Below are 24367 nucleotides of genomic sequence, written 5' to 3'. Positions count from 1 at the left end.
GCGACGCCCGCAGTGCTCAGCCGTGGGTGGCCAGGCTGTGGGCGCCGCCCGCGGCGATCGCGAACACGCTCGTCAGGGGTTCCGCGCAGGGGGCGGGCCGGCGGCCCGAGCAGACCTGGACCGGGATCGCGCGGTTGACCGTGGTGCCGTCGCCGAGCTGGCCGGCCAGGTTGTAGCCCCAGCTCAGTGCGCTGGTGTCTGACTGGATGGCGAGGGTGTGCTCGCCGTCGGCGGCGATGGTGATGGCGGTGTCGAGCGCGTTGCCGCCGCAGGGCGCCGTCGCCCCCGGCGCGCAGGCCCGGACGGGCGTCGTCTGCGTCTGGTTGCCGAACGTGCCGTCGCCGAGCTGCCCGAACCGGTTGTCGCCCCAGCCGAGGACCGTCTGGTCCTGGCCGAGCGCCACGCTGTGCGCACTGCCCGCCGCGATCTGGTTCACGTTGCCGAGGAAGGCGGCGCAGGGCGCGGTCTGGCCCGGCGCGCACACCTGAACGGGCGCGTTGGTGCTGACCGTCGTACCGTCGCCGAGCTGACCGAAGGCGTTGTGGCCCCACGCGCGGACCGTGCTGTCGGTCATGAGCGCGAGGCTGTGCGAGAGGCCCCCCGCCACCGTCCCCACGCCCGTCAGGGCGATCTGCACGGGCGTCTCCCGCTGGAACACGTACGTGCCGTCGCCGAGCTGGCCGGAGGAGTTCAGGCCCCAGCTGCGTACGGTCCTGTCGGTGCCCACGACCAGGCTGTGCCAGGCGCCGGCGCCGAGGTCGGTGATCCCGGTGAGGAAGGTGGCGCAGGGCGCGGTCTGGCCCACCGCGCACACCTGGACAGGGGTGGTGCTGTCGGCGGAAGTGCCGTTGCCGAGCTGCCCGTAGTCGTTGCTGCCCCAGGCGACGACGGACCCGTCGGACCGCAGGGCCAGGGTGTGGAACGCGCCGGCCGCGAGGGCGACCACGTCCGTGAGCGGATCGCGGCACGGGGCGGTCTCCCCGACCGCGCACACCTGCACCGGCCTGCTGCTGTCGGCGGTCGTGCCGTCACCCAGTTGGCCCTCGTTGTTGACGCCCCACGCCCACACGGTGCCGTCCGTGCGCAGGGCCACGGAGAAGTTGCTCCCGCCGTCGACGGCGATGATCCGCCGCATGCGCAGCGCACGGACCGGGGTCGTGCTGTCGACCGTTTCGCCGTTGCCCAGCTGTCCGCCGCTCCCCGCGCCCCAGGCGACCACGGGCCCGGGCGTGATGGCAGCGCCGAGCAGCGCCGTCCGCCGTTCCCCGTCCGCTCGCGGGTCCGCCTGCGCGGGCGCGGCGAGAGCCGCGAGGGCCGCGAGGGTCGCGAGGCAGAGGGCGGTGGCTCGTCTTCGCACGTTCCCAACAGATCGCATGGGCCGTCCTTCGGTGAGTGAGGAGAAACGCACCGAGCATGGCCCCGACCTGCGCGGCAGGGCTTACAACACGCGTCGGCCTGCGGCACTCGGCCGACAAGCCGTCACCCGCGAGGCGGCGGCGTTGCGGTGGGGCGTCGAGCAGGGGCCGTACGGGAAGACGGTGCGGTGCGAGCTGGCCGGAAACCACGCTCTACGGGAAGGATAGTCTCGCTATCCTCGTCTCCATGACGACGCCACGCCCGGCCGCTCGTACCGCCGCCCTCGCCGCCTTGGCCCTCCTCCCCGTGCTCGCTCTCACCGCCTGCTCCTCCTCGTCCGGCGAGGAGCGGAGCATCGGGCAGTCCGCGAGCGTCGAGGTGGCCAAGGGCCATCACGTCGACGTGACCGTGCTCGCTCTGGAAGCCGGTACGGAGGCGGACCTGGCCGAGCTGAAGGACTCCTCCAAGTACGCCGGCCGCACGCCCTACTACCTGCGCTACCGCTACACCAAGACGCAGGAGGGGAAGGCGAGTTGGTCGGGCGACTTCGAGGTGCACGGGGACGCCGGGCCGCTGACCTCGCTCAGCGTGCTGCCGTCGCTCGACTCGACCGGCAACCCGGACGATCCCTTCGACGTCCGCACCTTCGAGAAGTGCGAGTCGAGTACGGGATTCGACAAGGTCGCGAAGGGCGCGAGCGTGGAGGGCTGCCAGATCTTCCTCACGGACACGGGCGGCGGCGCCCCGAAGGACGTGAAGTGGGTGGACGGCGACAAGACGCTCGTCACCTGGAAGTAGCCGGAATCGGCAGCATGTTGTGCGGTCCGCGGGAACAATCCGTCCCCGCGTCGCGTTCGACTCCAGGCCGATCCCCGGACGACCTAGGAGTACCTTGACCGACCCCCTCGCCCCGCTGCCGACCCTCGCCGCCCAGGCCGAGAAGCTGATCGAACTCGGCGTGCACGAGCTCGCGGGACTGACCGCCGACGAGCTCCGCGCCTTCGCCGCGAACGCCGGAACCGACCTCGCCGGCGGCGAAGCCCTCCTCGCCGTGCACCCCGGCCGCGTGCCCGCCTCCGCCCTCGCGCCGCTGCTCCGGCGCGCCGACAAGCCCGGGTTCGTCGTCGTCGACATGCCGGACGTGGACGACTTCGCGCCGTACACCGTCGAGCTGCCCGACTCCCCGCTCTACCTCGTCACCGGGCTCGACCGCGGCGACCACATGGCCAACTGGAGCCCGGAGGAGGCGCTGCCGGCGATCGAGAAGGACGGTCGCAGCCCGCTCACGCTCGCCGAGGGCATCCACTGGGTGCTCCAGCAGCCCGAGGCGCTGGAGCGCAACCGCTGTTTCATGACCATCGGCTCCCGGCTGCGCAAGCCGAACGGCGCGTACGACGCCCGTACGCCCGCGATCTGGATCAGCAACGGCACGGGCCGCGACGGCCGCGAGCGGCGCGACGCGCCGAAGGTCGGCTGGTGCTGGTGGGGCAACCGCCACACGTGGCTGGGCTTCGGCTCGGCGACCGGCCGCCGGTCGCGGTAGGCGCGGACACCGCGGCCCCGCACGCCATGAGCGTGCGGGGCCGCGGCCGGTGCGCCACCCGGTGCGTCACCCGGCGTGTCAGCCGTTCGCGGTGACCCGGCGCACGCCGCTGCAGGCACCGGCGCCGTGCCGCCCTCGTCGGCCAGGCGACGGCCGTCACCGCCGCCCTCACCGCCGCCGTACGGCTCTCCCTCGGCGTCCGATCAGCCCCGCAGCGGGCCCTCGCAGCTGTACGCCGCCGTCGCCGTCGTCCCCGTCGCCCGGACCGGGCCGAACCAGCAGTTCACGTCCGTGAAGTTCGTTCCGCCGGCGAGTGCCGCCTCGATGAGGGTGCGGTCGGCCGCGGCCGTGAAGTCCCGGAACACGGCATCGCCGTCGGCCGCGTCGGCCGTCGCCGTCGTCAGGCTGCCGCCGCACACGAAGCGCCGGTTGGTGCCGGTGTCGCCGGTGTCGGCGCACTGCGGTGCGGTGCCCGACGCCGTGGCGAGCGCCGCCCGTACCTGCTCCGCGGTGCCGTGCGTGAGCGTCCCGGTCGGCTGGAAGGTCGTCGCGGGCACGTACAGCTGGTCGACGATCGCGATCTGGGCGTCGAGGAAGGCGTCGTACGCGCGCTGGACGGCCGGGTCGGCACCGAGCCGGTTGCGCCAGGCGTCGAATCCGGTCACGTCACCGGCGCGCAGGAAGCCGTACATGGCCTGGAGCTCGCTCGGCCGCTCCCGCCACAGGTACTCGAAGAAGGTGCCGGCGTAGTCGTAGAAGCGGAAGCCGTCGCCGTCGTACGTGGCGTGGAGCAGCTGGTCCACCGTCATGCGCGGGCCGCCGGAGGCCGTGTCGTCGATGACGCCCTGGACGAGCGAGCGGCGCACCCGTATGCCGTCGTCGCGGGTCGCGCCGTCGAAGAACTCGGCGGTGCCCTCGTCCATCGCGGTGGTCCGGTCGCCGGTGTACCAAGGGCCGGACCCGAAGGTGCCGGGGACCGCGAACCGGCCGTTGAGGTAGTGCGCGTACTCGTGGCGGAACAGCTCCTCCAGGGTCAGGGAGGAGTCCTCGGGCACCCGCCGCTGGTAGGTGTAGAAGGTCGCGCCGTCCTCGATGTACATGCCGCCGTTGTTGGTGCTGAGGCCGTAGAGGAGGGTCTGGTAGGCGACGTAGTCCGCGCGGGAGGCGTAGAGGACCACCGTCAGGACGGAGTTGGTGTCACCGGCGAGCGGCGCCTCGGTTCCGAGGACGCGGTGGAAGTGCGCCTTGACCTGCTTGCTCGCGTAGTAGAGCTGGTCGACCGTCGTCTTGTCGAGCGCGGTGCGGACCTTGATGGCGCCCTTGTCGTACACGTAGGTGTACGGGAAGAGCCGGGCCTCCAGCTCGGCCTTGCACTTGGGTGACTTGCACGGTGCCGTGCCCGCTTCGGCCGCGGGGCGGGTAGCGCGGCGCTCGGCGTGGTCGTACGCCTTGTCGTGCCCGCCGGGCCTGGGCGCGGACGCGGAGGCGGGCGCCGGCGAGGAGGCGGCCGCAGACAGGGGCGCGGGCGCCGGCGCGGCCGTCGCGGTGGCGGCGGGGAGGAGGAGGGTCGCCGCGCAGGTGGTGGCCGTGGCCATGGCTCCGAGGAGCGCGCGCACGGGTCTCGGACGGGACACAGAGGTCTCCTGTCGTCAGGGAGGGGGCCTGCTAGTGCCGCGTAACATAGCAATGTGAAATTGTATTGAACACCCTTGAGGCCGGGGCGAGTTCACGCCCGGCCCCGGTGCGCCTCAGTCGATGTGCACGATCTGGAACGCCTCCGCCATGCGCCCCGCCGGCAGCCCGCCCGCCCGTGCGTGCTCGCTCAGCCAGTCGCGCAGCAGGCCGGCCAGGTCGTCGAAGTGGGCCGTCTGGGAGGTGTGGATGCGCAGGGCCTCGACCTTGCGGTCGAAGACGGGGGTGACGTCCACGTACTGGTTCGGCGTGGGGCCGGTCATCAGCCACAGCTCGTGGACCGTCCACGGCTCCAGGCCCTCCTCCTTCAGCAGTTCGGCGTGCGCGAAGGGGTTGCGGGCCTCGGGGTATATCGCGCGCAGGCAGGCCTCGCCGACGGCGCGGTGGTCGGGGTGGAGGTCGGCGGCCCGGGCCCAGTTGATCTCGGGGGACGGGACGATGCAGCGCTGCGGGCGGACCTCGCGGATGACCCGGCACAGGTCGCGGCGCAGGGGCACGTCCGCCTCGACGAAGCTGTCGGGGTAGCCGAGGAAGCGGACGTCGGCGACGCCGCTGAGCTTCGCCGAGTGGACCTGCTCGGCGCGGCGCAGGTCCGCCATGGCCTGGCGGGGGAGCAGCGGGTCGTAACCGCCGGCGCCGCCGTCGGTGACGATGCAGTACGTGACGCGGGTGCCGCGCTCGATCCACTGCATGACGGTGCCGCTCACGCAGAACTCGATGTCGTCCGGGTGTGCCGCCACCACCAGCAGTGATTCCGGCGCACTGCGGGCGGTCGGCTCCGGCAGGTCGGTCGTCGCGAAGTCCTCCATGGGGCCAGCCTGTTGGGCGTGCGGGGGCGTCGCAAGGCCAACTCGTGGCGTGAACCGGACATGGCACTTACGCGCCATCCAAAAAGTTGGTAGATTCAAATCATTGGGTGCGACATGTGAACGGGTGCGCAGAGACCTACTCGTAGCTCAGCAGAGAGACCGGAGGCGACCGCCCATGTGCAGGATTCTCGGCTCCTTCGCCGCGGGGGCGGACCGTCCCGACCCTGCCGAGCTGGCGGCGGTCTCGGCCCGCCAGCGGCACGGCGGCCCCGACGAGCACCAGGTGCTCAGCGGCCCCGGCTGGTCGCTCGGCTGCGACCGGCTCGCCGTCACCGACCCGTGCGGCGGCACGCAGCCGTACCGGCTGCCGCACCTCCCCGGCATCCTCGCCGTCCTCAACGGCGAGATCTACAACCACGAGGAGCTGCGCCGCCGCCTCGCCGCCCGCGGCCACCGCTTCCCCGACCGCTGCGACGGCACGCTGCTGCCCGCGCTCTACGCCGAGTACGGCGCCGCCTTCGCCGAACACCTCGACGGCATGTTCGCCGTCGCCGTGCTCGACCTGCGGCCGGGCAGCACCCAACTCGTCCTCGCCGTCGACGACATGGGCATGAAGCCGGTCCACTTCCACCACGACCCGTACGGCCCGAACGGCGCCGGCGTCACCCGCTTCGCCTCCGAGATCCCCGCGCTGCTCGCCTTCGAGGGCGTGCCGATCACGCCCCGCGAGGACGCCCTCGACACCCTCCTCGCCACCCGCACCTCGTACGCGACGCACACCGCCCTCGACGGCGTCGGCGTCCTGCCGCCCGGCGCGACCGCGGTCGTACGGCCCGGCTGCGCACCCGTCGTCCGCCGCCGCGCCCCGCACGCGGGCCCGCGGCCGGTGGGTGACACGCAGGACGTGCTGCGCCACGAGGTGCGGCGGCTGGCCACCGCGGACGCGCCGGTCTGCGCGATCACCAGCGGCGGGCTCGACTCAGGCCTCGTCACGGCGCTGGCCGCCGAGCAGCGGCGGGAGGCGGACGCCCCGCCGCTGCACACCTTCCACCTCACCTACCGCGGCAAGTGGCCCGACTCCGAGGCCGGGTACGCGCGTTCCGTCGCCCGCCGGGCCAGGACCGTGCACCACGAGGTGAGCATCGACCCGGACGAGATCCCCTCGCTGCTCACGCGGACGGTGCGGCACGTCGGGCAGCCCAACGCCGACCCGATCGCGCTGTCCACGTACGCGCTGTTCCGCGCGGTCCGCGAGAACGGCTTCACGGTCGCCCTCGCCGGCGACGGCGCGGACGAGCTCTTCGGCGGCTACGACCGGATGCGGGCCGCGCTGGCCGCGCCGCCCGGCGTGGACTGGGCCGGTGCGTACGCCGACGCGCTCTCGGCGGCGCCGCGGCTGCTCCGCGAGCACCTGTACACCAGCTCGTACGCCGCGTTCATCGCCGACCACGGCTCGGCGGCGGACCGCGTCGAGGGCGAACTGCGCTCGGCGGAGGCGGCGGGCACGGACCGGGCGACGGCGATGAGCGCGTTCGAGACGCGCCGCCGGCTGCCCGCGTACCACCTGCGGCGCGTCGACCACCTGTCGATGGCGTGGGCGGTCGAGGCGCGGCTGCCCTTCTGCCAGCCGAGCGTCGTCACCCACGCCCGCGAACTGCCGCCGGAGGCCCGGCACGGCAAGCGCGCGCTGTACGAGGCGGGCGCCGAGCTGCTGCCGGCGTCCGTCCTGAACCGCCCGAAGCAGCCGTTCACACTGCCGATCGCCGCGATGATCGCGCCCGGCGGCCCGCTCCTAGACACCGTGCGCGAGCTGCTGTCGCCGGCCCGACTGGTCCTCGGCGGCAAGATCCGCGCGGACCGCGTGAACCGGCTCCTCGCCCGGCACCTGGAACGCCCGAACCAGCACATCGCCCTCGCGCTGTGGGCCCTCGCCGTCCACGAGCTGTGGACGGAGGTCGTCCAGGGCATGCGGATCCCGGTGGGCTGTGCGGCCTGAGGAGGGTGGCCGGCGCGGCCGCTCGCACGGCGTCCTCGCCCACGTCGTCCTCGCCGAGGACGCGCCCGGGCCCACCCTCGTCGTGCGGCGCGACCGGCTGCCGCCCGGGGCACTCGCGTCGAGCGGCGAGCTCGCGCGGTTGCGCCAGGCGCTCGCCCGCACGCCGTACGTCGGGCTCAACAAGATCGCCCTGTACGGGCCTTCGGCCGGCACGGCCGCCGAGCTCGACTACCGCTTCGTCCAGGCCCTGCCCGGCGGGCGGTTCGACTTCCGGGCCGGATGCGGGCACTCGCTGCTCGCGTGCGTCGTTGCCGACGGGCGCGCGGGCGGGGAGGTGACCGTGCGGGCGGTCACGACGGGAGACGTCGTGCGGTGCGTGGCGCAGGGCGACGGCGCGTACACGCTGGACTTCCTGCGGCCGCCCGACGCGCCCGGGACGCTCCCCACCGGCCGGCCCGTCGACGTCCTCGACGGCGTGCCCGTGACGCTCGTGCGCTACGGCAACCCGTACGTCCTCGTCGACGCCCGGCACCTCCCCGTCGACGCCCGGCACCTCCCCGTCAACGCCCGACACCTGCCCGCCGACGCTCGGCATCTGCCCGCCGACGCCCGACGCCTCTCCGCCGACTCCCCGCATCTCCCCGCCGACGCCCTCCAGGCGCGGCTCCTGGAGCTGCGTGCCCGTGCCGCCCGCCTGCTCGGGTACCCGCCCGAATCCCCGCTCCCCAAGATCGCGCTCTTCACGCGCACCGGCCCCGACCGCCTCGCCGTCCGGGCCCTGACGGTCGGCGGCTGGCACCCGCGGCTCGCGCTCACCGGTGCCGCCGCGTTCGCCGCCGCCGGGGCGATCGGCGGTACCGTCGTCGGCGGGCCCGTGTCGCGGCTCCGCACGCCGCACGGCGGCACCGTGACGGTCTCCGCCGCGCCGGACCGGGTCCGGGTGCACCACAAGCGGGCCCGCCTGCTGCAGCGTCTCGAACTGCCCTGGCCTGCCCCTTGGCGTATCCACGCAACGGCGTGAACGCGCACCCGTACGGCCGGGTGATCCACCGCTCTCCTCTGCCACGCTGAACGGGACCGACCGGCTTTCGGTATCCGTGGGGAGAGCAGACACACATGAAATTCGAGAACCTGCGTGTCGTCGTGACCGGGGCGTCCCGCTATTTCGGCCGCGCGCTCGCCGTCGGATTCGCCCATCTCGGCGCCGAGGTCTACGTGTCGGCCCGCACCGTCGAGGCCGCCGAGCGCACCCGCGCCGAGGTGATGGGCTCCGCCCGTGACCGCATCCACGCCTTCGGCTGCGACCTGAGCAGGCCCGCGGAGATCCGGGAGTTCGCCGCCCGCGTCGGCGAGCGCACCGACCGGGTCGACCTGCTGGTCAACAACGGCGCCCGCTGGCTCGACGGCATGGACCTGGAGTCGGCGAGCGACGACCAGATCGTGGAGACGATCGAGTCGACGGCCGGCGGCACCGTCCTCATGGTGAAGCACTTCCTGCCGCTGCTGCGCGGCTCGCTGCGGCCCGACATCGTCAACATGGTCGCCGTCCGCGACGCGGAGGGCGCCTCCGCCGCGACCGCCTCGGCGGCGCACGAGGCCTTCTGGGCGGCGAAGAGCGCCCAGGCAGGCTTCGCCGACATCCTCTCCCGCCGCCTCCGGCCCTCCGGAGTGCGGGTGTTCTCGCTGTTCCCGCCGGACTTCTCGACGTCCGACCCGCGGTTCGCGGAGTGGGACGGCGCGAACCCGGACGGCGTCGCGCCCGACGAGAAGCTCACCACCCAGGCGCTCTTCGAGTGCATCGTCTACGCCGTCGAGCAGCCCCGTGACTGCTTCATCCGCTCCTTCCACTTCGAACCTCGCTGACCGACACCGCTGACAGAAGACCGCTGACAGCTCATCGCACGACAGCGTCAAGGAGGTCCCATGAGCACCCCCGTCTGGATCACCGCGACCCCTCCGGCCACCCACGGCGAACTGCACATCGGCCATCTGGCGGGACCGTACGTCGCGGCCGACGTCCTCACCCGCTTCCTGCGCGCCGAGGGCGAACCCGTCCGCTTCACCACCGGCACCGCCGACCACGCCAGCTCCGTCGAGGTGCGGGCGCTGCGGCACAACCGCAAGCCCGAGGAGGTCGCCGAGGGCTACCGCGCGGCGATCACCGCCGACTGGCTGCGTTCCGGCGTCGAGTTCGACCACATCGTCAGGCCGCGCCGGGACCGCGGGTACGCGCGCTGGGTGCAGGAGCTGTTCAGCCGGCTCTACGCGCAGGGCGTGATCGCGCCGCGCACCCGGCTCCTGCCGTACTGCGAGCCGTGCGAGCGCTGGCTGTACGGGGCGCACGTCACCGGCTCCTGCCCGCACTGCGGCGCGTCGAGCGACGGCGGCATGTGCCACGAGTGCGCGCGGCCGAACGACGGCGGCGACCTGCTGTCGCCGCGCTGCTCGATGTGCGACGCCCCGGCGGTCGCCAAGCGCTGCCGCCGGCTGTACGTGCCGCTCGAACCGTTCCGCGACCAGCTCTCCGACTACTGGGCGCTCGCCGGCCTCCCGCCGCGGCTCGCCGCGCTGTGCGAGTCGCTCGTCGAGGACGGCCTGCCGGACATCGCGGTCGGACACCCGGCCGAGTGGGGCCTGGAGGTGCCCGTCGAGGGCTTCCCGGACCACCGGATCGACGCGTGCTTCGAGGCCGCGGCGATGCACCTGTTCGGCTACGACACCAAGGGCCCGTTACCCGCCCGCACCATCCACTTCTGCGGCTTCGGGCACGCCTTCTGCCACGCCGTGCTGCTGCCGGTGCTGCTGCTCGCGCAGGACGTCAAGCTGCCGCAGGAGTTCAACGTCAACGAGTCGTACGTGGTGGAGGAGGGCGTCCAGGAAGGCAACGTGTGGGCGCTCGACCTGCTCACCGAGTACGGCTCCGACACCCTGCGCCGGCACGTCCTGCAGGCCCGGCCGACCGGCCGCAGGACCGTCCACCAGCGCGACCGGCTCGCCGCCGCGCGCCTGGAACTCGACGAGAACTGGAACAGCTGGCTGGCCCGGCTCTTCACGGCCGTGCGCGAGGAGTGCGACGGCGTCGCGCCGCAGGCGATGCCCGGCGGCACCGGCTGGGAGATCCTGGAGCGCCGGCTGCACCGCGGCGTGGACGACCTGCGCGAGGCGTACGGCCCCGACGCCTTCGACCCGCGCCGGGCGGTCGCCGTGCTCGACGAGATGGTGCGCTCGGTCGCCGACTTCGGCTACGTCAACGCCCACGAGCGGTGCAGGCCCACCACCTCCTGCCGCCACCTTCCGGCGCTCGCCGCCCAGCTGGCGGTGGCCTCCGCGCTGTCGGCGTGGTCGCGGCCGGTGATGCCGGAGGGCGCGGACCGGCTGGCGGCGGCGCTCCAGGTGACACCGGGGCGGCCGGTGGACTGGTCGGCGCTGATCGCTCCGCTGCCGGGGACGCGGCTCGCGCCGCCGTCGGGGCCGGTCTTCGGATTCTGAGCCCGAGCCCGGTCGACCTCGCTCCTCACTTCTAATCCGCTAAGAAGTCGCGTACTTGGCGGCCCCGCACCACCCCTGGTGCTTCCCCAGCCGCCCATCACGTCCAGCAGTCCAGCACGTCCAGCCCTTCCCACCGCTTCCCTGCCGCGTGACCGTGCGCGCCGCGCGCGGGGCCACGTGGCCGGCCCACCCCACAGGAGCCCCACGTGTCCCTGCGCGTCGCCATGCTCAGCGTCCACACCTCCCCGCTCCACCAGCCCGGTACCGGGGACGCCGGCGGGATGAACGTCTACATGGTCGAGCTGTCCCGTGCCCTCGCCGAACAGGGCGTCGAGGTCGACCTGTTCACCCGCTGCCGCGGCGAGGGCCTGCCCGGCCTCGTCGACCTGGAGCCCGGCGTGCGGGTGCGGCACCTCGCCGCGGGCCCGCGCCGGGCGCTGCCCAAGGAGGCCATGCCGGACCTGGTCGTGCCGTTCTCGCTGGCCCTCCTGAAGGAGTTCCGGCGGTACGACCTGGTCCACTCGCACTACTGGCTGTCCGGGCAGGCCGGGCGGATCGCCGCCTTCGGCTGGGGCACCCCGCTGGTGCACACCGCGCACACCCTGGCCCTGATAAAGAACGCCCACCTCGCCGAGGGCGACACCCCGGAGCCCGAGCTGAGGATCCGCGGCGAGCACCAGGTGGTCGGGGACGCGGACCGGCTGATCGCCAACACCGTCGACGAGGCGGAGGCGCTGCGCACGCTGTACGGGGCGGACCCGGCCCGTACCGAGGTGGTGCGGCCCGGCGTGGACCTGCGCACCTTCGGTCCCGCGTTCGGTCCGGGCGAGGCGCGGGGTGACGGTCCGGCGGAGGAGAAGCGGGCGGCGCGGGCGCGGCTCGGGCTGCCGGCCGACGCCTTCGTTCCGTTGTACGCGGGGCGGATCCAGCCGCTGAAGGGGCCCGACGTGCTGGTGCGGGCGGTCGCCGAACTGCTGCGGATGGACCCGGAGCTGCGGTCCCGGCTGCTCGTGCCCGTGGTCGGCGGGCATTCGGGAGCGACGGAGCAGGGCACGGTGTGGCGGCTCGCGGCGGACCTCGGCGTCGCGGACGTCCTGAAGGCGTGTCCGCCCGTACCGCAGGAGCGGCTGGCGGACTTCTACCGCGCGGCCGACGTCCTCGTGGTGCCGTCGCGTTCGGAGTCGTTCGGACTGGTGGCCCTGGAGGCGCAGGCCTGCGGGACGCCGGTGCTGGCCTCGGCGGTGGGCGGGCTCCCGTCGGCGGTGTGGGACGGGGTGACGGGACTGCTCGTCCAGGGCCACGATCCGGCGGAGTACGCGCGCCGGCTGCTGTGGCTCGCCCGGAACCCGCGGGCGCGGGTCACGATGGGGGAGGCGGCGGTCCGGCACGCCCGGGGGATGAGCTGGCGCGCTTCCGCCACGCGGACGATCGACGTCTATGAGGACGCGCTGGCGGGGCGGGAGCGGACGGCCTCGCGGATCGCGGAGCGGATGAGCTCCGGCCTGGCCGGACGGGTGGGGCAAGGGCGGCGGCACGCCCCTGCCCCGGCGGCCCCTCTCTCCTGGAGGAACGAGAAGGCCGTTGCACGAGTCTAGCATCTCTTTTGGTCTAACCAAAGGTTAGAGGCGGCCCGGATGCGTCAATTCCGTTCATTCCGCGGCGCATTGACGCACTCACGCCATGGCGGATCCACGCATCGAGAATCCCTGGATTCGCTCTGGAGTGCCGGACAGAATAGAGATGTCTTCAGGGAGCGCCCGGCGGCACGGGCCCCCGGAAGCCGGAATTCACATTCCCACTCCTGGAGGAATCATGTCCGCTCAGCAGAACACCGGCCTGCGCAAGACCGTCCGCCAGTTCGCCCTCGCCCTGGTGGCGTGTATGGCGGTCGCGGGCGGTGCGGTGGCGGTCGCCGGCTCCGGCGACGCCGAGGCGCCCGCGGCCCCCCGCCTGATGCTGGCCGACGACAACTGGCCGGTCCCGACCCCGGCCCCCTCCAACTGAACGGCAGAAACCCGAGAGAAAAGCCCCGCGATCGCCCTGCCACGATCGCGGGGCTTTTCCCGGCCCGCTTCCGTGCGAGCCGTGAATGCCCCGGCCGTCAGTCCAGCCAGCCCATCCGCACCGCGCGCACACCCGCCTCGAATCGGCTCGTCGCCCCCAATTCCTGCATGAGTTCCGAGAGCATTCGGCTCACCGTGCGCAGCGACACCCCGAGATTCCTGGCGATCTTCTCGTCCTTCATTCCGGTGGCCAGCATCCGCAGGGCCGCCCGCTGCTGCTCCGAAAGACCGTCACCGCCCCGCTCGGCGGCGGCCCCGGAGCCGTAGGGCACGGCCGTGTGCCAGCAGTGCTCGAACAGCCCGAGGTACGAGCGGACCAGCGCCCGGCCGCGGGCCAGGATGGCGCCCTGGCGCGCGTCCTCCGGCCGGATCGGCAGCAGGGCGTACTGCTGGTCGATGATGATCATGTTGAGCGGGACGGCCGCGGCGACCCGGATCTCCGCTCCCAGTTCGCTCCGGGCGTCGAGCAGTTCGGCCACGTCGGGGCGCGTGGCGTGCTCGTGCGCGTAGATCGCCCGGACCCGGATCCCCTGTTCGAGACGCCGCCGGTCGCGGGCGAGGGTCACGTCGTGCACCTCGCGGCTCGGCCCGCCCGGGTACATGGACGCCGAGCTCTCCTGCATGACGTCGATGATGTCGTCCAGGGCCTGCTGGATGCGCCGGTAGTCGGTCAGCGCCTCGACCTCGACCTCGGAGCCGGCCAGGACGCTCGCCCGCAGGAACGTGCCCGCCAGGGTCTCCAGGGTTCCGTACGCCTGGTCCGCCTCGGCCAGATGCTCCCGCAGCCGGGCCCGTTCGCGGTCCAGGAGCCGCAGCAGCGCGATCTCCGGGTCGACCGCGGCGACCGTGTCGGCGTCCGGCTGCCAGGCCTCGTTCCGCACGTCGGCGATGGTGGCGTGGGTGCGCGTGGTCGGGACGACCAGACCCAGCGCGATCAGCTCGGCCCGACATCGCTCGTACTCCTCGGCGGCGAGACCTAATCCCTCCGCGACCTCGGGGAGGTTCGACACCCCGCGTCTGCGCAGCTCCTGGTAGAGCGCGACGAGCCGGCCGTTTGCCGGTCCGTGCGCCGTGCCCCCGGCCGCGCGGTCCACCGCGCCCTCCGCCGGTCCGTCGCCGCCGAGACCGCTCGTCGTGATCACGCGAGGTTCCCCCTTCTGCTCTTCGTGGTCCCGTGTCCCGTGTCCCGAATCCGTGTCGCGCATCCGTGTCGCGAATCCGTTGTCGCACCCCAAATGGCCAGGTTACGCGTCGTGTTCGGGAGCCGGTGTGCGGCGTCGAGCCGTCCGGTCGGGGGGCGGCACGGGCGCGCGGGCTACGTCGGCTGCTCGTACGGCTCGCCGTCGAGCAGGCCGAGCCGGGCCGCCTTCACACCCGCCTCGAAGCGGCTCGCGGCGTCCAGCTCCTGCATCACCTCGGAGATCAGCCGGCTGACCGTACGCAGCGAGACGCCCAGGTTGCGGGCCACCTGCTCGTCCTTGATCCCGGAGGCGAGCATCCGCAGGGCGGCCCGCTGCTGTTCGGAGAGGCCGTCGCCGCCGCGTTCGGCGGGCTCCTCGTGGCCGTACGGGGTGGCCGCGTGCCAGCAGTACTCGTACAGGGCCCGGTAGGAGCGCACCAGGCCGGGGCCGCGGGCCAGGATGGCGGCGGAGTCGGGGTCGCGCGAATCGGTGGGCAGGAGGGCGAAGTTCTCGTCGGCGAGCACCATGTTCATGGGCACGACGGGCGACAGGCGCACCTCGACGCCCAGCGCGGAGCGCTCCGCGAGGTGCTGCACCATCTCCGGCACCTGGCCGACCCGGTGGCTGTACATGGCCTGGACGAGCACGCCGCGGGCCACCCGGTCGCGGTCCCGCTCCAGCTCCAGGGACATCTCCTCGCGCCGCACCGATCCGGTCAGCATCGAATGGACGGAGCTTCGCACCGTGTTCGTCAGGTCGGCCAGTTCCCGGCGGATCCTGGCCGGATCCTCGACGATCTCCACCTCGACCTCGGAGCCGGGTTCCATCCCGGCCCGCAGAAAGGGTCCTGCCAGCGTCTCCAGGGTGGTGTGCGCCCGACTGGTCTCGGCCAGCCGGTTCTCCAGGCGCTCGCGCTCGTGCTGGAGCAGCCGGAGCAGGGCGACGTCGGGGGCGATCACGAGGGGGACGGAACCGGCGGTGCCGTCGGCACCGGCGGCGGCCTGGTCGATCAGGCCGAGGGAGACCAACTCCTCGCGGCAGCGGTCGCGTTCGGCGCCGGTCAGTTCCAGCCGGTGCGCCGCGTCGTCGAAGGACGCGCCGGTCGTGCTGCGTAACTCCTGGTAGAGCGCGAGGGCCTGCTCGCTTCCCGTACGCGCTCCGGCGGCGTTTTTGGACACGACGCAGCAGACTCCCCTCGGATCGCGCGGATCCTGTTGAAACGCCCCGCTAGACCCTGCCACAAATTCGAACGCGACGCACGGTGTTCACGTGCTTTCAGCGCGAAGGGGGCTCTTCGTGGCAGTCGGGGCAAAGGCCCTTGAAGACCACCTCGGCGTCGCTGACCCGCCACTGCGGCAGACTGCCGCGCGGCGGCGCGGGGGCGGTGGCGGCGACGTTCTCCACGCGGCCGCAGTTCTGGCACAGGGCGTGCTGGTGCGCGGGGCCCGAGATCTCGAAGACGGCGGGCAGGCCCGGGCGGTCGAACTTGCTGACCAGGCCGGTCTCCTGGAAGTGCCGCAGCATCTCGTAGACGGCCTGGCTGGTCAGGGTGCCGAGACGCTCGCGGGCGGTCGCGGTGATCGCCTCGACGTCGAGATGGCCGCCGGCGGCGAGCACCGTGAGCACCTCGAGGCGTGGACCGGTGACCCGCAGGCCGACGTCGCGCAGGCGCTGGATCACCGCCTCGCGGCCCGTCAGGTCTTCCACGACTGCCATCTTCTCCGCCCGCCACCCGCCACCTGGTCGACCCAAACCTTTGTGGGCATCGTACATCTTGGCGGTCCCTGGCGTCAGGGGTCCGGCCGGGGCGTGCGTCAGTCGTCGGCCCGGCAGACGAGCAGCACGCTCTCGGTCCGGTCGTCGATCCGGTGCCGCCGCCGGCCCTCGATGTGCAGGCCCGCCGAGTGCAGCTCGGCCGCGAGGCGCTCGCCGTCCACGATCCACTTGTCGGTGGTGAGCACCACCCGCTCGGTCGACAGCTTTCCGGTCCGCGCCGAGTAGTACGTGATCCTCTCGCTCATCGTGCGCAGATCGAAGGTCTGCCGGGCCACCACCCACTCGTCGACGCCGTCGAACCGCGGCACCTGGAAGGCCCAGGTGCGCTGTGGCTCGGCGACCAGGCCGGGCAGCAGATGCGCCGTGTAGTCGAGCGCGAGCGCTCCGCCCGCCCCCAGGTGCGAGGCGATCTCGCGCAGCAGCCGGGGCCGCGCGCCCGGCGGCACGGCGGAGACCATCGCGCCCGCGAGCAGCGCGAGCCGGTAGTCGCCGTCGAGCCGCAGCTCGGTGAGGTCGGCCCTGGTGGTCACGATCAGCCCGGCGACCTGCGGACCGATGCGCCGGGCCCAGGTCTCGAGGCGCTCCAGGGCGGGGCCGTCACGGTCCACGGCCTCCACGGCGAAGCCGTGCCGGGCGAAGGGGACGGCGAGCCGTCCGGCGCCGGAGCCGAGATCGAGAACGGGGCCGCCGGTGGACCGGGCGAGACCGAGGTACCGGACGATGTCGGCGCTGTGCGGGCCGAGGAGCGCGTCGTGGAGCCAGACCGAGTCCTCGTCGCCGGCCGAGACGGTCTCCAGTCCGGGCAGGGTGTCGGCCTTGAGCCGGATGCCGGCGCCGGGGGCGGGCAGTTCGAGGTGGTCGAGGTGGAGGTCGTACCGGGACGGCAGGACCGGTGCGAGCGTCGCGGGCACGACGGGCAGGGAAGTGCCGCTCGGTGTGTGCATCGCTCCTCCAGGGCTCGCTCGGTCCGTGCCGTCCGGGCGGGCTCCCGTGCCGCCGGGGCCGCGCCGCTGTGCTCCATCCTGACCTGCGGCGGAGCACCGGTTCCAGCGGAAGCGGGGGCGTGAACACGCGATGGCGTGAGTCCGCCAGGGCCCGGGCGGAGAGCGAGGAGAGGGCGGAGAAGGGAGGAGGAAGGCGAAGAGAGGAGGAGGAAGGCGAAGAGAGGAGGAGAGGGAGGGGCCGGGGTCAGAGCGGGCGGCTCCGGCGGTTCGCGCCGCCCAGCGGGACGAAGCCCTGCTTCTCGTAGAAGGGGAGCGAGGGGTCGTCGTCGGCCGGCAGCGTCACCCGCTGCTCGGTCGCGCCGAACGCGCGCATCCGCTCGCTGGCCGCCGCCAGCAGGGCCGTGCCCACACCGCCGCGGCGTGCACCCGGGATCACGGCCAGCGCGTACAGCTCGCCCTCGCCCGGTACGGGCACGCCGCCGGCCACCGCGCCGAGCACGGCGCCGTCCGCGTCGGTGGCCACCAGCCAGCCGAGCCAGCCGGGCGCGCCGCCGGGAATTTCAATTTCCGCGCGGATACGAGGGAGTGCGCATTGCGCGGAGACGAGCCGGCGGGTCGGGATTTCTCCGAGTATTTCCGCGTAGCTGCCCCGAATGGACTCCGCAAGCAGCCTGGATATCGTCGTCGCGTCGGGGGCTTGCGCCGCCCGCACGTCCGCCAGCTGCATTGGTTCGTACCCTTCGACGTGCCGAGCTGAACGCCAACATACCCACAATAGCCGGGAATTCGGCCACGATGTGACCGATGTGAAATCTACGAATTCCCTTAGTAACTAATTCGGGAACGAACAGCAGGCGATGATCAGCGGTGCGGCCGCCAGGCCGGCCGCCGCGATCGTCAGCAGTCCCCACAGCACCGGATGCCCCACGCTGTGCGGGGTGAGGATGCGGCGCATGCGCAGCGCCGCCGACGGGCCGCCGGCGCCGAAGGCCTCGCGCGGCGCCTTCCCGGAGGCCAGCGCGTACAGGGCCGTGGCCAGCGCGTCGCGTGAACAACGGCGCAACGCCCGGTCGTCCGCGGCCATTTCGAGCAGCAGCGGCACCGCCGTACCGCCGTGCCGGGCGAGCGGGAGGTGCGGGAAGACCGACGCGAACGACTCCGCGGCCGCCACCAGCAGATGGTGCCGTCCCGAGATGTGCGCCCGCTCGTGCGCCAGCGCGGCGGCCAGCTGCGGCTCGGTGAGGGTGTCGATGGCGCCGGAGGAGACGACGACGCGGCGCGAGCGGCCGGGCAGGCAGTACACGGCGGGCCGCTCGTGGTCCAGGACGGTGGCGCCGAGACCCGGGTCGTACCGCCCGACCAGCCGCAGCGTCTCCGCGTGCCGGCTGCGCCGGCGGCGGGCCCGCAGCAGCGCGCGGACGAAGCCGGTGACCGGTACCGAGAGCACGGCGAGCCCGAGGCCGAGCGCCGTGTACTCCAGCGGGCTCAGTTCGAGGAGCCGCCCGGGCCGCGGGAAGCGGAGCGCGAACAGGGCGTCGCTGAGGCGGTGGCCGGTCTCGCTCGGCAGGATCAGCTGGGTCGGGAGCAGCGCGGCCGAGCCGGCGAACAGCGCGCCGCTCGCGACCCACACCGCGAGCGCGAGCCGGGGCACCTGCTGGACCCAGCGGGCGCGCACGAGGAGCCAGGGGACGACGAAGCCGGTACAGAGGATCAGGCCGAGCGGCGGCAGGGTGTGGTGGTTCACGGGTGGCCGCCGCCCTCGCCGTAACCGCCGCCCGGTGCGCGCCGGGCGGTGCGCAGGGCCGCGTCGAGGGCGGCCATGTCCTCGTCGGAGATGGTCTCGACGAACCGCAGCAGCGCCGCGGGCCGGTCCTGGCTGTCCCCGAGCGCGTCCTGCATGAGGCCCGCGGTGTACTCCTCGCGGCTGCGGACGGGCTCGTACAGCCAGGCCCGGCCGGATTTCTCGCGGCGCAGCCAGCCCTTGCGGTGGAGTATGTCCGCGACGGTCATCACCGTCGTGTAGGCGACCCGGCGCCCCAGGTTGATGTCGTCCACGATCTCGCGGACGGTCGCGGGCCGCTGCCAGGCCCACAGCCGGTCCATGATCTCGGCCTCCAGCTCTCCCAGCCGGCGCACGTGCATCCCCTCCCCGCTCACGGGCGGCTCATCGTACGGGCCGCCTCACCCGCTCAGGTATACCCCCCAGGGGTACGATGGCGGGATGACGACCCTCATGACGAGCCTGTCGACGACCCTCATGAAGAACCGCCCCTGCGCGAAGGTCTGCGTCCCCGGTCCGCCGGCTTCGGCGGAACTGGTGGTCCTCCGTCAGGTGCTCGGCCTCTGTCTTCGGCTGAGCGTCCGGCTGACCGCTGACTGCCCTTCGCACAAGGGCGGCTGACACTTTTCTCTTGTCCCACGCGAAGTGCGTCAGGTCCGGATCAGGCGGGCGATCGCCTTCGACGCCTCCCCGACCTTGACCTTGGCCTGGTCCCCGCCGGCCTCGATGGCCTCCGTGACGCAGCAGCTCAGGTGCTCGTCCAGGAGGGCCACCGCGCAGGACTGGAGTGCCGCGTTGATGGCGGAGACCTGGGTCAGGACGTCGATGCAGTAGACGTCCTCGTCGACCATCCGCTGCACTCCCCGGACCTGCCCCTCGATGCGGCGCAGGCGTCTGATGATGTCTTCCTTGTGCTGTACGTAACCGGCCACGGCGGCCTCCTTGTCGGACAGTTACAGCAGGCGGTGGCGGTCGGTCACGCGGCTCGGTTGTCGGCGGCCTGGAAGCCGCGCAGGCGCAGGCTGTTGCCGACCACGAAGACCGAGGAGAAGGCCATCGCGGCACCGGCGATCATCGGGTTGAGCAGTCCGGCCGCGGCGAGCGGCAGGGCGGCCACGTTGTAGGCGAAGGCCCAGAACAGGTTCGAGCGGATGGTGCCGAGGGTCTTGCGGGAGAGCCGGATGGCGTCGGCAGCGGCCCGCAGGTCGCCCCGTACGAGGGTCAGGTCGCCGGCCTCGATGGCCGCGTCCGTGCCGGTGCCCATCGCGAGGCCCAGGTCGGCCTGGGCCAGCGCGGCGGCGTCGTTGACGCCGTCGCCGACCATGGCGACCGAACGGCCCTCGCCCTGCAGCCGCTTGACGACGTCGACCTTGTCCTGCGGCATGACCTCGGCGATCACCTCGTCGATGCCGACCTCGGCGGCGACGGCCTCGGCGACCGCCTTGTTGTCGCCGGTCAGCAGGATCGGCGTCAGACCGAGCGCGCGCAGCCGCCTGATGGCCTCGGCACTGGTCTCCTTGACGGCGTCGGCGACCTCGAGGACCGCGCGGGCCTGGCCGTCCCAGGCGACCGCGATGGCGGTCCTGCCGGCCTTCTCCGCGGCGTCCTTGGCGGCCTTGAGGGACGGGGTGAGCTCCATCGCCCACTCGTGGAGCAGCTTCTCGCGGCCGACGAGGACCGCGTGGCCCTCGACGACGCCCTGGACGCCGAGGCCCGGGATGTTGGCGAAGTCCTCGGGCGAGGGCAGGGTGCCGACGCGGGCGGCGGCACCGGTGGCGACGGCCTGGGCGATCGGGTGCTCGGAGGAGTGCTCCAGGGCGCCGGCCAGGCGCAGGACGTCGTTCTCCTCCGTACCGGCGGCGGTGTGGACCTTGAGCAGGGTCATCCGGCCGGTGGTGACGGTGCCGGTCTTGTCCAGGACGATCGTGTCGACCTTGCGGGTGGTCTCCAGGACCTCGGGACCCTTGATGAGGATGCCGAGCTGCGCGCCGCGGCCGGTGCCGACCATGAGGGCGGTCGGCGTGGCGAGTCCCAGGGCGCACGGGCAGGCGATGATCAGGACGGCGACGGCGGCGGTGAAGGCGGCGGTGAGGCCCTGCCCCGTACCGAGCCAGAAGCCGAGGGTGCCGAGCGAGAGCGCGATGACGATCGGCACGAAGACGGCGGAGATCTTGTCGGCGAGGCGCTGGGCGGCGGCCTTGCCGTTCTGGGCGTCCTCGACGAGCTTGGCCATGCGGGCGAGCTGGGTGTCGGCGCCGACCCGGGTCGCCTCGACGACCAGACGGCCGCCGGCGTTCAGGGTGGCGCCGGTGACGGAGTCGCCGACCCCGACCTCGACCGGCACGGACTCGCCCGTCAGCATCGAGGCGTCGACGGCCGAGGAGCCCTCGACGACGGTGCCGTCGGTGGCGATCTTCTCGCCCGGGCGGACCAGGAAGCGGTCGCCGACCTGGAGTTCGGCGGTCGGGACGGTGATCTCCTGGCCGTTCCTGAGGACGGTCACCTCCTTCGCGCCCAGCTGCATCAGCGCCTTGAGCGCGGCGCCGGCCTTGCGCTTCGAGCGGGCCTCGAAGTAGCGCCCGGCCAGGATGAAGGCGGTGACGCCGGCCGCGGCCTCCAGGTAGATGTTCCCGGCGCCGTCGGTGCGGGCGATGGTGAACTCGAAGGGGTGCGTCATGCCGGGCGTGCCGGCGGTGCCGAAGAACAGCGCCCACAGCGACCACAGGAACGCGGCGATCGTGCCGACCGAGATCAGCGTGTCCATGGTGGCCGCGCCGTGCTTGGCGTTGGTCCAGGCGGCCTTGTGGAAGGGCCAGGCCGCGTACGTGACGACCGGCGCGGCGAGCGTGAGGCTCAGCCACTGCCAGTACTCGATCTGGAGGGCCGGGACCATCGCCATGGCGATGACGGGCACGGCCAGGGCGACGGCGGTGACCAGCCGCTGCCGGAGCGGCCGCAGCTCGGCGTCGGCCTTCTCCTCGTCGGAGGGGCCGCCCTCGCCGCTCCCGGAGGAGGCGGCGGCCGGGCGCTCGGGCTCGGGCTCCTTCGCGGTGTAGCCGGTGGCCTCGACGGTGGCGATGAGCTCGGCGACGTCGATGTCGGCGTCGAAGGTGACCTTCGCCTTCTCGGTCGCGTAGTTGACGGTGGCCTCGACCCCGTCCATGCGGTTGAGCTTCTTCTCGATACGGGCCGCGCACGAGGCGCAGGTCATGCCGCCGATGGCGAGCTCGACCTGGGCGGTGCCGGGGGTCGTCGTTGTCATGAGGCTGCTCCTCGTTACGTGGTACGGGTCGGGGGCCGGGGCCCGGGCGTGGTGGGCGAGCCCCGGCGGCCGGGTCGGCGCGGTCGGGCGCCGGTCGAGCCGGTCGCTCAGGCGCGGCCGGTCAGCTCGTAGCCGGCGTCGTCGACCGCCGCGGCGATGGCGGCGTCGTCCGGCGCGCCGCCGGTGGTGACGGTCACCAGACCGCCGGCCACGTCGACGTCCACGGAGACGACGCCGTCGAGCGCGCTGACGGAGTTGGTGATGGCGGTCTTGCAGTGGCCGCAGGTCATGCCGGAGACGGCGTAGACCGTGGCGGTGGTGTCGGCGACGGCGGTGGCCGTCGTGACCTCGACGGTGTTGGTGGAGCAGCTGTTGTCGGGGGTGCAGCAGGAACCCATGTCGTCCTCCATCGGAGCTCTTCCATATACCCTCGGGGGGTATCGGTGCGGATTCATGTATACCCCCCTCCCGTATCCCACGCAAGTGTGGATCCGACTTGACTTGATACCCCCCAGGGGTATGGTGAGGTGCATTGAAGCCACCCACGTACGGGAGAGCAGTCATGAACACCGGAGTGAAGATCACTGCCTTTGCCGCCGCGCTCGCCGCGACCTTCGGGACCGCGTACGGGGTCGGCAAGGGCGTCGGACCCGTCGACGAGCCGAAGAAGGCCGAGCACGGCGGGCACGCGGAGGCGGCGCCGAAGGGCGAGGGAGCCGCGGACGGCCACGCCGGCCATGCCGAGGGCGCGGCGAACGCGCCCGCGGCCGGCGGCCTCCAGGTCTCCGAGGGCGGTTACACCCTGGCCCTGGACACCCCGACGCCCGCCCAGGGCAGGAGCACCCTCAAGTTCTCGATCAAGGACGCGGCGGGGAAGAAGGTCACCGCGTTCACCACGGAGCACGGCAAGGAGCTGCACTTCATCGTCGCCTCGCGCGACCTCACCGTCTTCCGCCACCTGCACCCGGTGAAGGCCGCCGACGGCACGTGGAGCGTGGCCGCGGACCTGCCGTCGGCGGGCGCCTACAAGGCCTTCGCGGACTTCAAGCCCGCGGTGAAGGGCGCGAAGGGCGTGACGCTGGGCGTGGACCTCTCCGTCCCGGGCGCGTACGCGCCGAAGCCGATGCCGCCGGTCACGCCGGCCGCCGACGTCGACGGCTACCAGGTCCGCCTCGGCGGCACGCTGAACCCGGGGAAGGCGGGCGAGCTGCGGCTCACCGTCACCAAGGCCGGGAAGCCCGTCACCGACCTGGAGCCCTACCTCGGCGCGTACGGCCACCTGGTCGCCCTGCGCGACGGCGACCTGGCCTACCTCCACGTCCACCCGAACGAGGGCGGCCCGGGCCCCGACGTCTCCTTCACGGCGACGGCGCCGAGCTCGGGGACGTACCGCCTGTTCCTGGACTTCCAGCACGAGGGCAAGGTCCGCACGGCGGCGTTCACGGTACGGGCGGGGGCGGTCGGTCCCGCGACGGGCGACCAGGCGCCCGCCGCCACGGCTCCGGCGGAAGAGGCGTCGCACGATGCGGGAGGCCACTCGCACGGTTAGTCTGGTCCCGAACATTGGACTAGACCTGTAGGCGTCGTGCGATCCATGGAGGAACGGACTCGATGAGCAACCGTGCAGTGCTGGAGGTGATCGCGCTCGACGAGGAGGACGCGGTCGCTGCCCAGGCCGGTGGGGCGGATCGCCTGGAGCTGGTCACCGACATGGCGGCGGACGGACTCACCCCGTCCACGACCGGCTTCGCGGCGATCCGCGCCGCGGTGGACATCCCGCTGCGCGTGATGCTCAGACTGACGGACGGCTTCGCGGCCGGCGACGCCGGGCAGGTCGCGACGCTGGTGGCGAGGGCGTCGGAGCTCCGGGAGGCGGGCGCGACGGAGTTCGTCCTGGGCTTCCTCACCCCCGACGGGGACCCGGACCTGGTGGCGGTGGAGCGCCTGCTGGCGGTACTGGACGGCTGCCGCTGGACCTTCCACCGGGCGATCGACCGCGCGGCGGACCGCGACGCGCTGCGGAAGCAGCTGGCGGACCTGCCGGGCCTCGACACGTACCTGACGGCGGGCGCGGCCACGGGCGTCGACGACGGCCTCGCCACCCTGAAGGCGGAGGCGGCCCGCGCGGGCGAGGCGGGCTACGAGCCGCAGATCCTGGTCGGCGGCGGGCTGCGCCTCGACCACCTGCCGGAACTCCGGGCGGCGGGCATCGACGCCTTCCACATCGGCGGCGCGGCCCGCCCGAACGGCTGGACGGCCCCGGTGACGGCGGAGGCGGTACGGGGGTGGCGGGAGGCGTTGGACGGGTAGGGGTGGGGGGTTTCTGAGGTGGTGGGGGCTGAAGTCCGGGAGGTGTGACGGGTTTCTGAGGTCGTACGGGCGGGGGTTGCGTGTGGGCTTCTGGTGCGGCCGCCCTTGATCCGAGTGTGGCTCCCACCACCACCGCGTCAAGGGCGCTCCCTTCGGTCGCGTCGCT

At 73.1% G+C, this 24367-nt stretch carries 23 protein-coding genes and 1 pseudogene; 11 read left to right on the top strand and 13 right to left on the bottom strand.

Going from position 1 to position 24367, the window contains the following annotated elements; all coding sequences use genetic code 11:
* Positions 1-16: 16 nt before the first annotated feature.
* Positions 17-1375, bottom strand: coding sequence for an RCC1-like domain-containing protein (locus ACFVGS_RS32055; RefSeq protein WP_385695442.1), 1359 nt, complete (start codon positions 1373-1375; stop codon positions 17-19).
* Between the two features lie 227 nt (positions 1376-1602).
* On the opposite strand from ACFVGS_RS32055, the gene ACFVGS_RS32050 reads away from it, so the two are divergent.
* Together ACFVGS_RS32050 and ACFVGS_RS32045 are read left to right on the top strand one after the other, a co-directional pair.
* Positions 1603-2154, top strand: coding sequence for a hypothetical protein (locus tag ACFVGS_RS32050; RefSeq protein WP_385695440.1), 552 nt, complete (start codon positions 1603-1605; stop codon positions 2152-2154).
* A 94-nt stretch (positions 2155-2248) separates the two neighbouring features.
* Positions 2249-2899: a DUF5701 family protein gene (locus ACFVGS_RS32045; protein WP_385695438.1), complete on the top strand. Its 651-nt coding sequence runs from the start codon at positions 2249-2251 to the stop codon at positions 2897-2899.
* A 203-nt stretch (positions 2900-3102) separates the two neighbouring features.
* Here ACFVGS_RS32045 and ACFVGS_RS32040 read toward each other — a convergent pair.
* Together ACFVGS_RS32040 and ACFVGS_RS32035 are read right to left on the bottom strand one after the other, a co-directional pair.
* A pseudogene (locus tag ACFVGS_RS32040) lies at positions 3103-4272 on the bottom strand (collagenase); the annotation flags it as partial.
* Between the two features lie 375 nt (positions 4273-4647).
* Entirely contained in the window at positions 4648-5400 is a 753-nt protein-coding gene (locus ACFVGS_RS32035) for a PIG-L deacetylase family protein (protein ID WP_385695435.1), read from the bottom strand.
* A 175-nt stretch (positions 5401-5575) separates the two neighbouring features.
* On the opposite strand from ACFVGS_RS32035, the gene asnB reads away from it, so the two are divergent.
* The 6 genes from asnB (at position 5576) to ACFVGS_RS32005 (ending at position 12889) form a co-directional block, all read left to right on the top strand.
* Entirely contained in the window at positions 5576-7396 is a 1821-nt protein-coding gene (asnB, locus tag ACFVGS_RS32030) for an asparagine synthase (glutamine-hydrolyzing) (RefSeq protein ID WP_385695432.1), read from the top strand.
* On the top strand, positions 7386-8417 hold the full coding sequence (locus tag ACFVGS_RS32025; protein WP_385695430.1) for a hypothetical protein: 1032 nt from the start codon (positions 7386-7388) through the stop codon (positions 8415-8417). The genes asnB and ACFVGS_RS32025 overlap by 11 nt, the downstream gene beginning before the upstream one ends.
* Positions 8418-8512: 95 nt before the next feature.
* Complete coding sequence (locus tag ACFVGS_RS32020) at positions 8513-9259, top strand: SDR family oxidoreductase (protein ID WP_384422803.1); 747 nt, start codon at positions 8513-8515, stop codon at positions 9257-9259.
* Positions 9260-9319: 60 nt separating this feature from the next.
* Positions 9320-10885, top strand: a complete 1566-nt coding sequence (locus tag ACFVGS_RS32015; RefSeq protein ID WP_384422806.1) for a class I tRNA ligase family protein — start codon at positions 9320-9322, stop codon at positions 10883-10885.
* Between the two features lie 206 nt (positions 10886-11091).
* Positions 11092-12480: a D-inositol-3-phosphate glycosyltransferase gene (gene mshA / locus ACFVGS_RS32010; RefSeq protein ID WP_384422809.1), complete on the top strand. Its 1389-nt coding sequence runs from the start codon at positions 11092-11094 to the stop codon at positions 12478-12480.
* Positions 12481-12697: 217 nt separating this feature from the next.
* A complete protein-coding gene (locus tag ACFVGS_RS32005) occupies positions 12698-12889 on the top strand; it encodes a hypothetical protein (protein ID WP_384422811.1) in 192 nt (63 codons plus the stop codon).
* A gap of 97 nt (positions 12890-12986) precedes the next feature.
* Here ACFVGS_RS32005 and ACFVGS_RS32000 read toward each other — a convergent pair whose 3' ends face one another.
* From ACFVGS_RS32000 to ACFVGS_RS31970, 7 genes are all read right to left on the bottom strand, one after another.
* Positions 12987-14090, bottom strand: coding sequence for a LuxR C-terminal-related transcriptional regulator (locus tag ACFVGS_RS32000; protein ID WP_384422814.1), 1104 nt, complete (start codon positions 14088-14090; stop codon positions 12987-12989).
* Between the two features lie 173 nt (positions 14091-14263).
* The gene (locus ACFVGS_RS31995; protein WP_384422815.1) at positions 14264-15307 is read right to left on the bottom strand and encodes a LuxR C-terminal-related transcriptional regulator; all 1044 of its coding nucleotides are present in this window, start codon (positions 15305-15307) and stop codon (positions 14264-14266) included.
* A 97-nt stretch (positions 15308-15404) separates the two neighbouring features.
* On the bottom strand, positions 15405-15836 hold the full coding sequence (locus tag ACFVGS_RS31990; RefSeq protein WP_384422817.1) for a Fur family transcriptional regulator: 432 nt from the start codon (positions 15834-15836) through the stop codon (positions 15405-15407).
* A gap of 107 nt (positions 15837-15943) precedes the next feature.
* Complete coding sequence (locus ACFVGS_RS31985; protein WP_384422819.1) at positions 15944-16849, bottom strand: SAM-dependent methyltransferase; 906 nt, start codon at positions 16847-16849, stop codon at positions 15944-15946.
* A 244-nt stretch (positions 16850-17093) separates the two neighbouring features.
* Entirely contained in the window at positions 17094-17576 is a 483-nt protein-coding gene (locus tag ACFVGS_RS31980; RefSeq protein WP_384422822.1) for a GNAT family N-acetyltransferase, read from the bottom strand.
* A gap of 105 nt (positions 17577-17681) precedes the next feature.
* Positions 17682-18593, bottom strand: a complete 912-nt coding sequence (locus ACFVGS_RS31975) for a M56 family metallopeptidase (protein WP_385695423.1) — start codon at positions 18591-18593, stop codon at positions 17682-17684.
* Entirely contained in the window at positions 18590-18985 is a 396-nt protein-coding gene (locus ACFVGS_RS31970; protein WP_384422836.1) for a BlaI/MecI/CopY family transcriptional regulator, read from the bottom strand. The genes ACFVGS_RS31975 and ACFVGS_RS31970 overlap by 4 nt, the downstream gene beginning before the upstream one ends.
* 85 nt (positions 18986-19070) lie before the next feature.
* Between ACFVGS_RS31970 and ACFVGS_RS31965 the strand changes: the two genes are divergently transcribed.
* Positions 19071-19250, top strand: a complete 180-nt coding sequence (locus ACFVGS_RS31965) for a hypothetical protein (protein ID WP_384422827.1) — start codon at positions 19071-19073, stop codon at positions 19248-19250.
* 29 nt (positions 19251-19279) lie between these two features.
* Here ACFVGS_RS31965 and ACFVGS_RS31960 read toward each other — a convergent pair whose 3' ends face one another.
* From ACFVGS_RS31960 to ACFVGS_RS31950, 3 genes are all read right to left on the bottom strand, one after another.
* A complete protein-coding gene (locus tag ACFVGS_RS31960; protein WP_128981368.1) occupies positions 19280-19561 on the bottom strand; it encodes a metal-sensitive transcriptional regulator in 282 nt (93 codons plus the stop codon).
* Positions 19562-19605: 44 nt separating this feature from the next.
* Positions 19606-21891: a heavy metal translocating P-type ATPase gene (locus tag ACFVGS_RS31955; protein WP_385695420.1), complete on the bottom strand. Its 2286-nt coding sequence runs from the start codon at positions 21889-21891 to the stop codon at positions 19606-19608.
* A gap of 107 nt (positions 21892-21998) precedes the next feature.
* Positions 21999-22289: a cation transporter gene (locus tag ACFVGS_RS31950; protein ID WP_384422838.1), complete on the bottom strand. Its 291-nt coding sequence runs from the start codon at positions 22287-22289 to the stop codon at positions 21999-22001.
* A gap of 164 nt (positions 22290-22453) precedes the next feature.
* Here ACFVGS_RS31950 and ACFVGS_RS31945 point away from each other — a divergent pair, with 164 nt between their 5' ends.
* Both ACFVGS_RS31945 and ACFVGS_RS31940 read left to right on the top strand, forming a co-directional pair.
* Positions 22454-23440 (top strand): hypothetical protein, encoded by a 987-nt coding sequence (locus ACFVGS_RS31945; RefSeq protein WP_384422832.1) that lies wholly within the window; start codon positions 22454-22456, stop codon positions 23438-23440.
* Positions 23441-23502: 62 nt separating this feature from the next.
* Positions 23503-24201, top strand: a complete 699-nt coding sequence (locus tag ACFVGS_RS31940; protein WP_384422834.1) for a copper homeostasis protein CutC — start codon at positions 23503-23505, stop codon at positions 24199-24201.
* Positions 24202-24367 lie beyond the last annotated feature (166 nt).

This window comes from Streptomyces sp. NPDC127114, from assembly GCF_042677525.1.
In the GTDB taxonomy this organism is placed as follows: domain Bacteria; phylum Actinomycetota; class Actinomycetes; order Streptomycetales; family Streptomycetaceae; genus Streptomyces.
The sequence above is the reverse complement of the archived record's forward strand: the minus strand, read 5'-3'. Positions and strand labels throughout refer to the sequence as shown.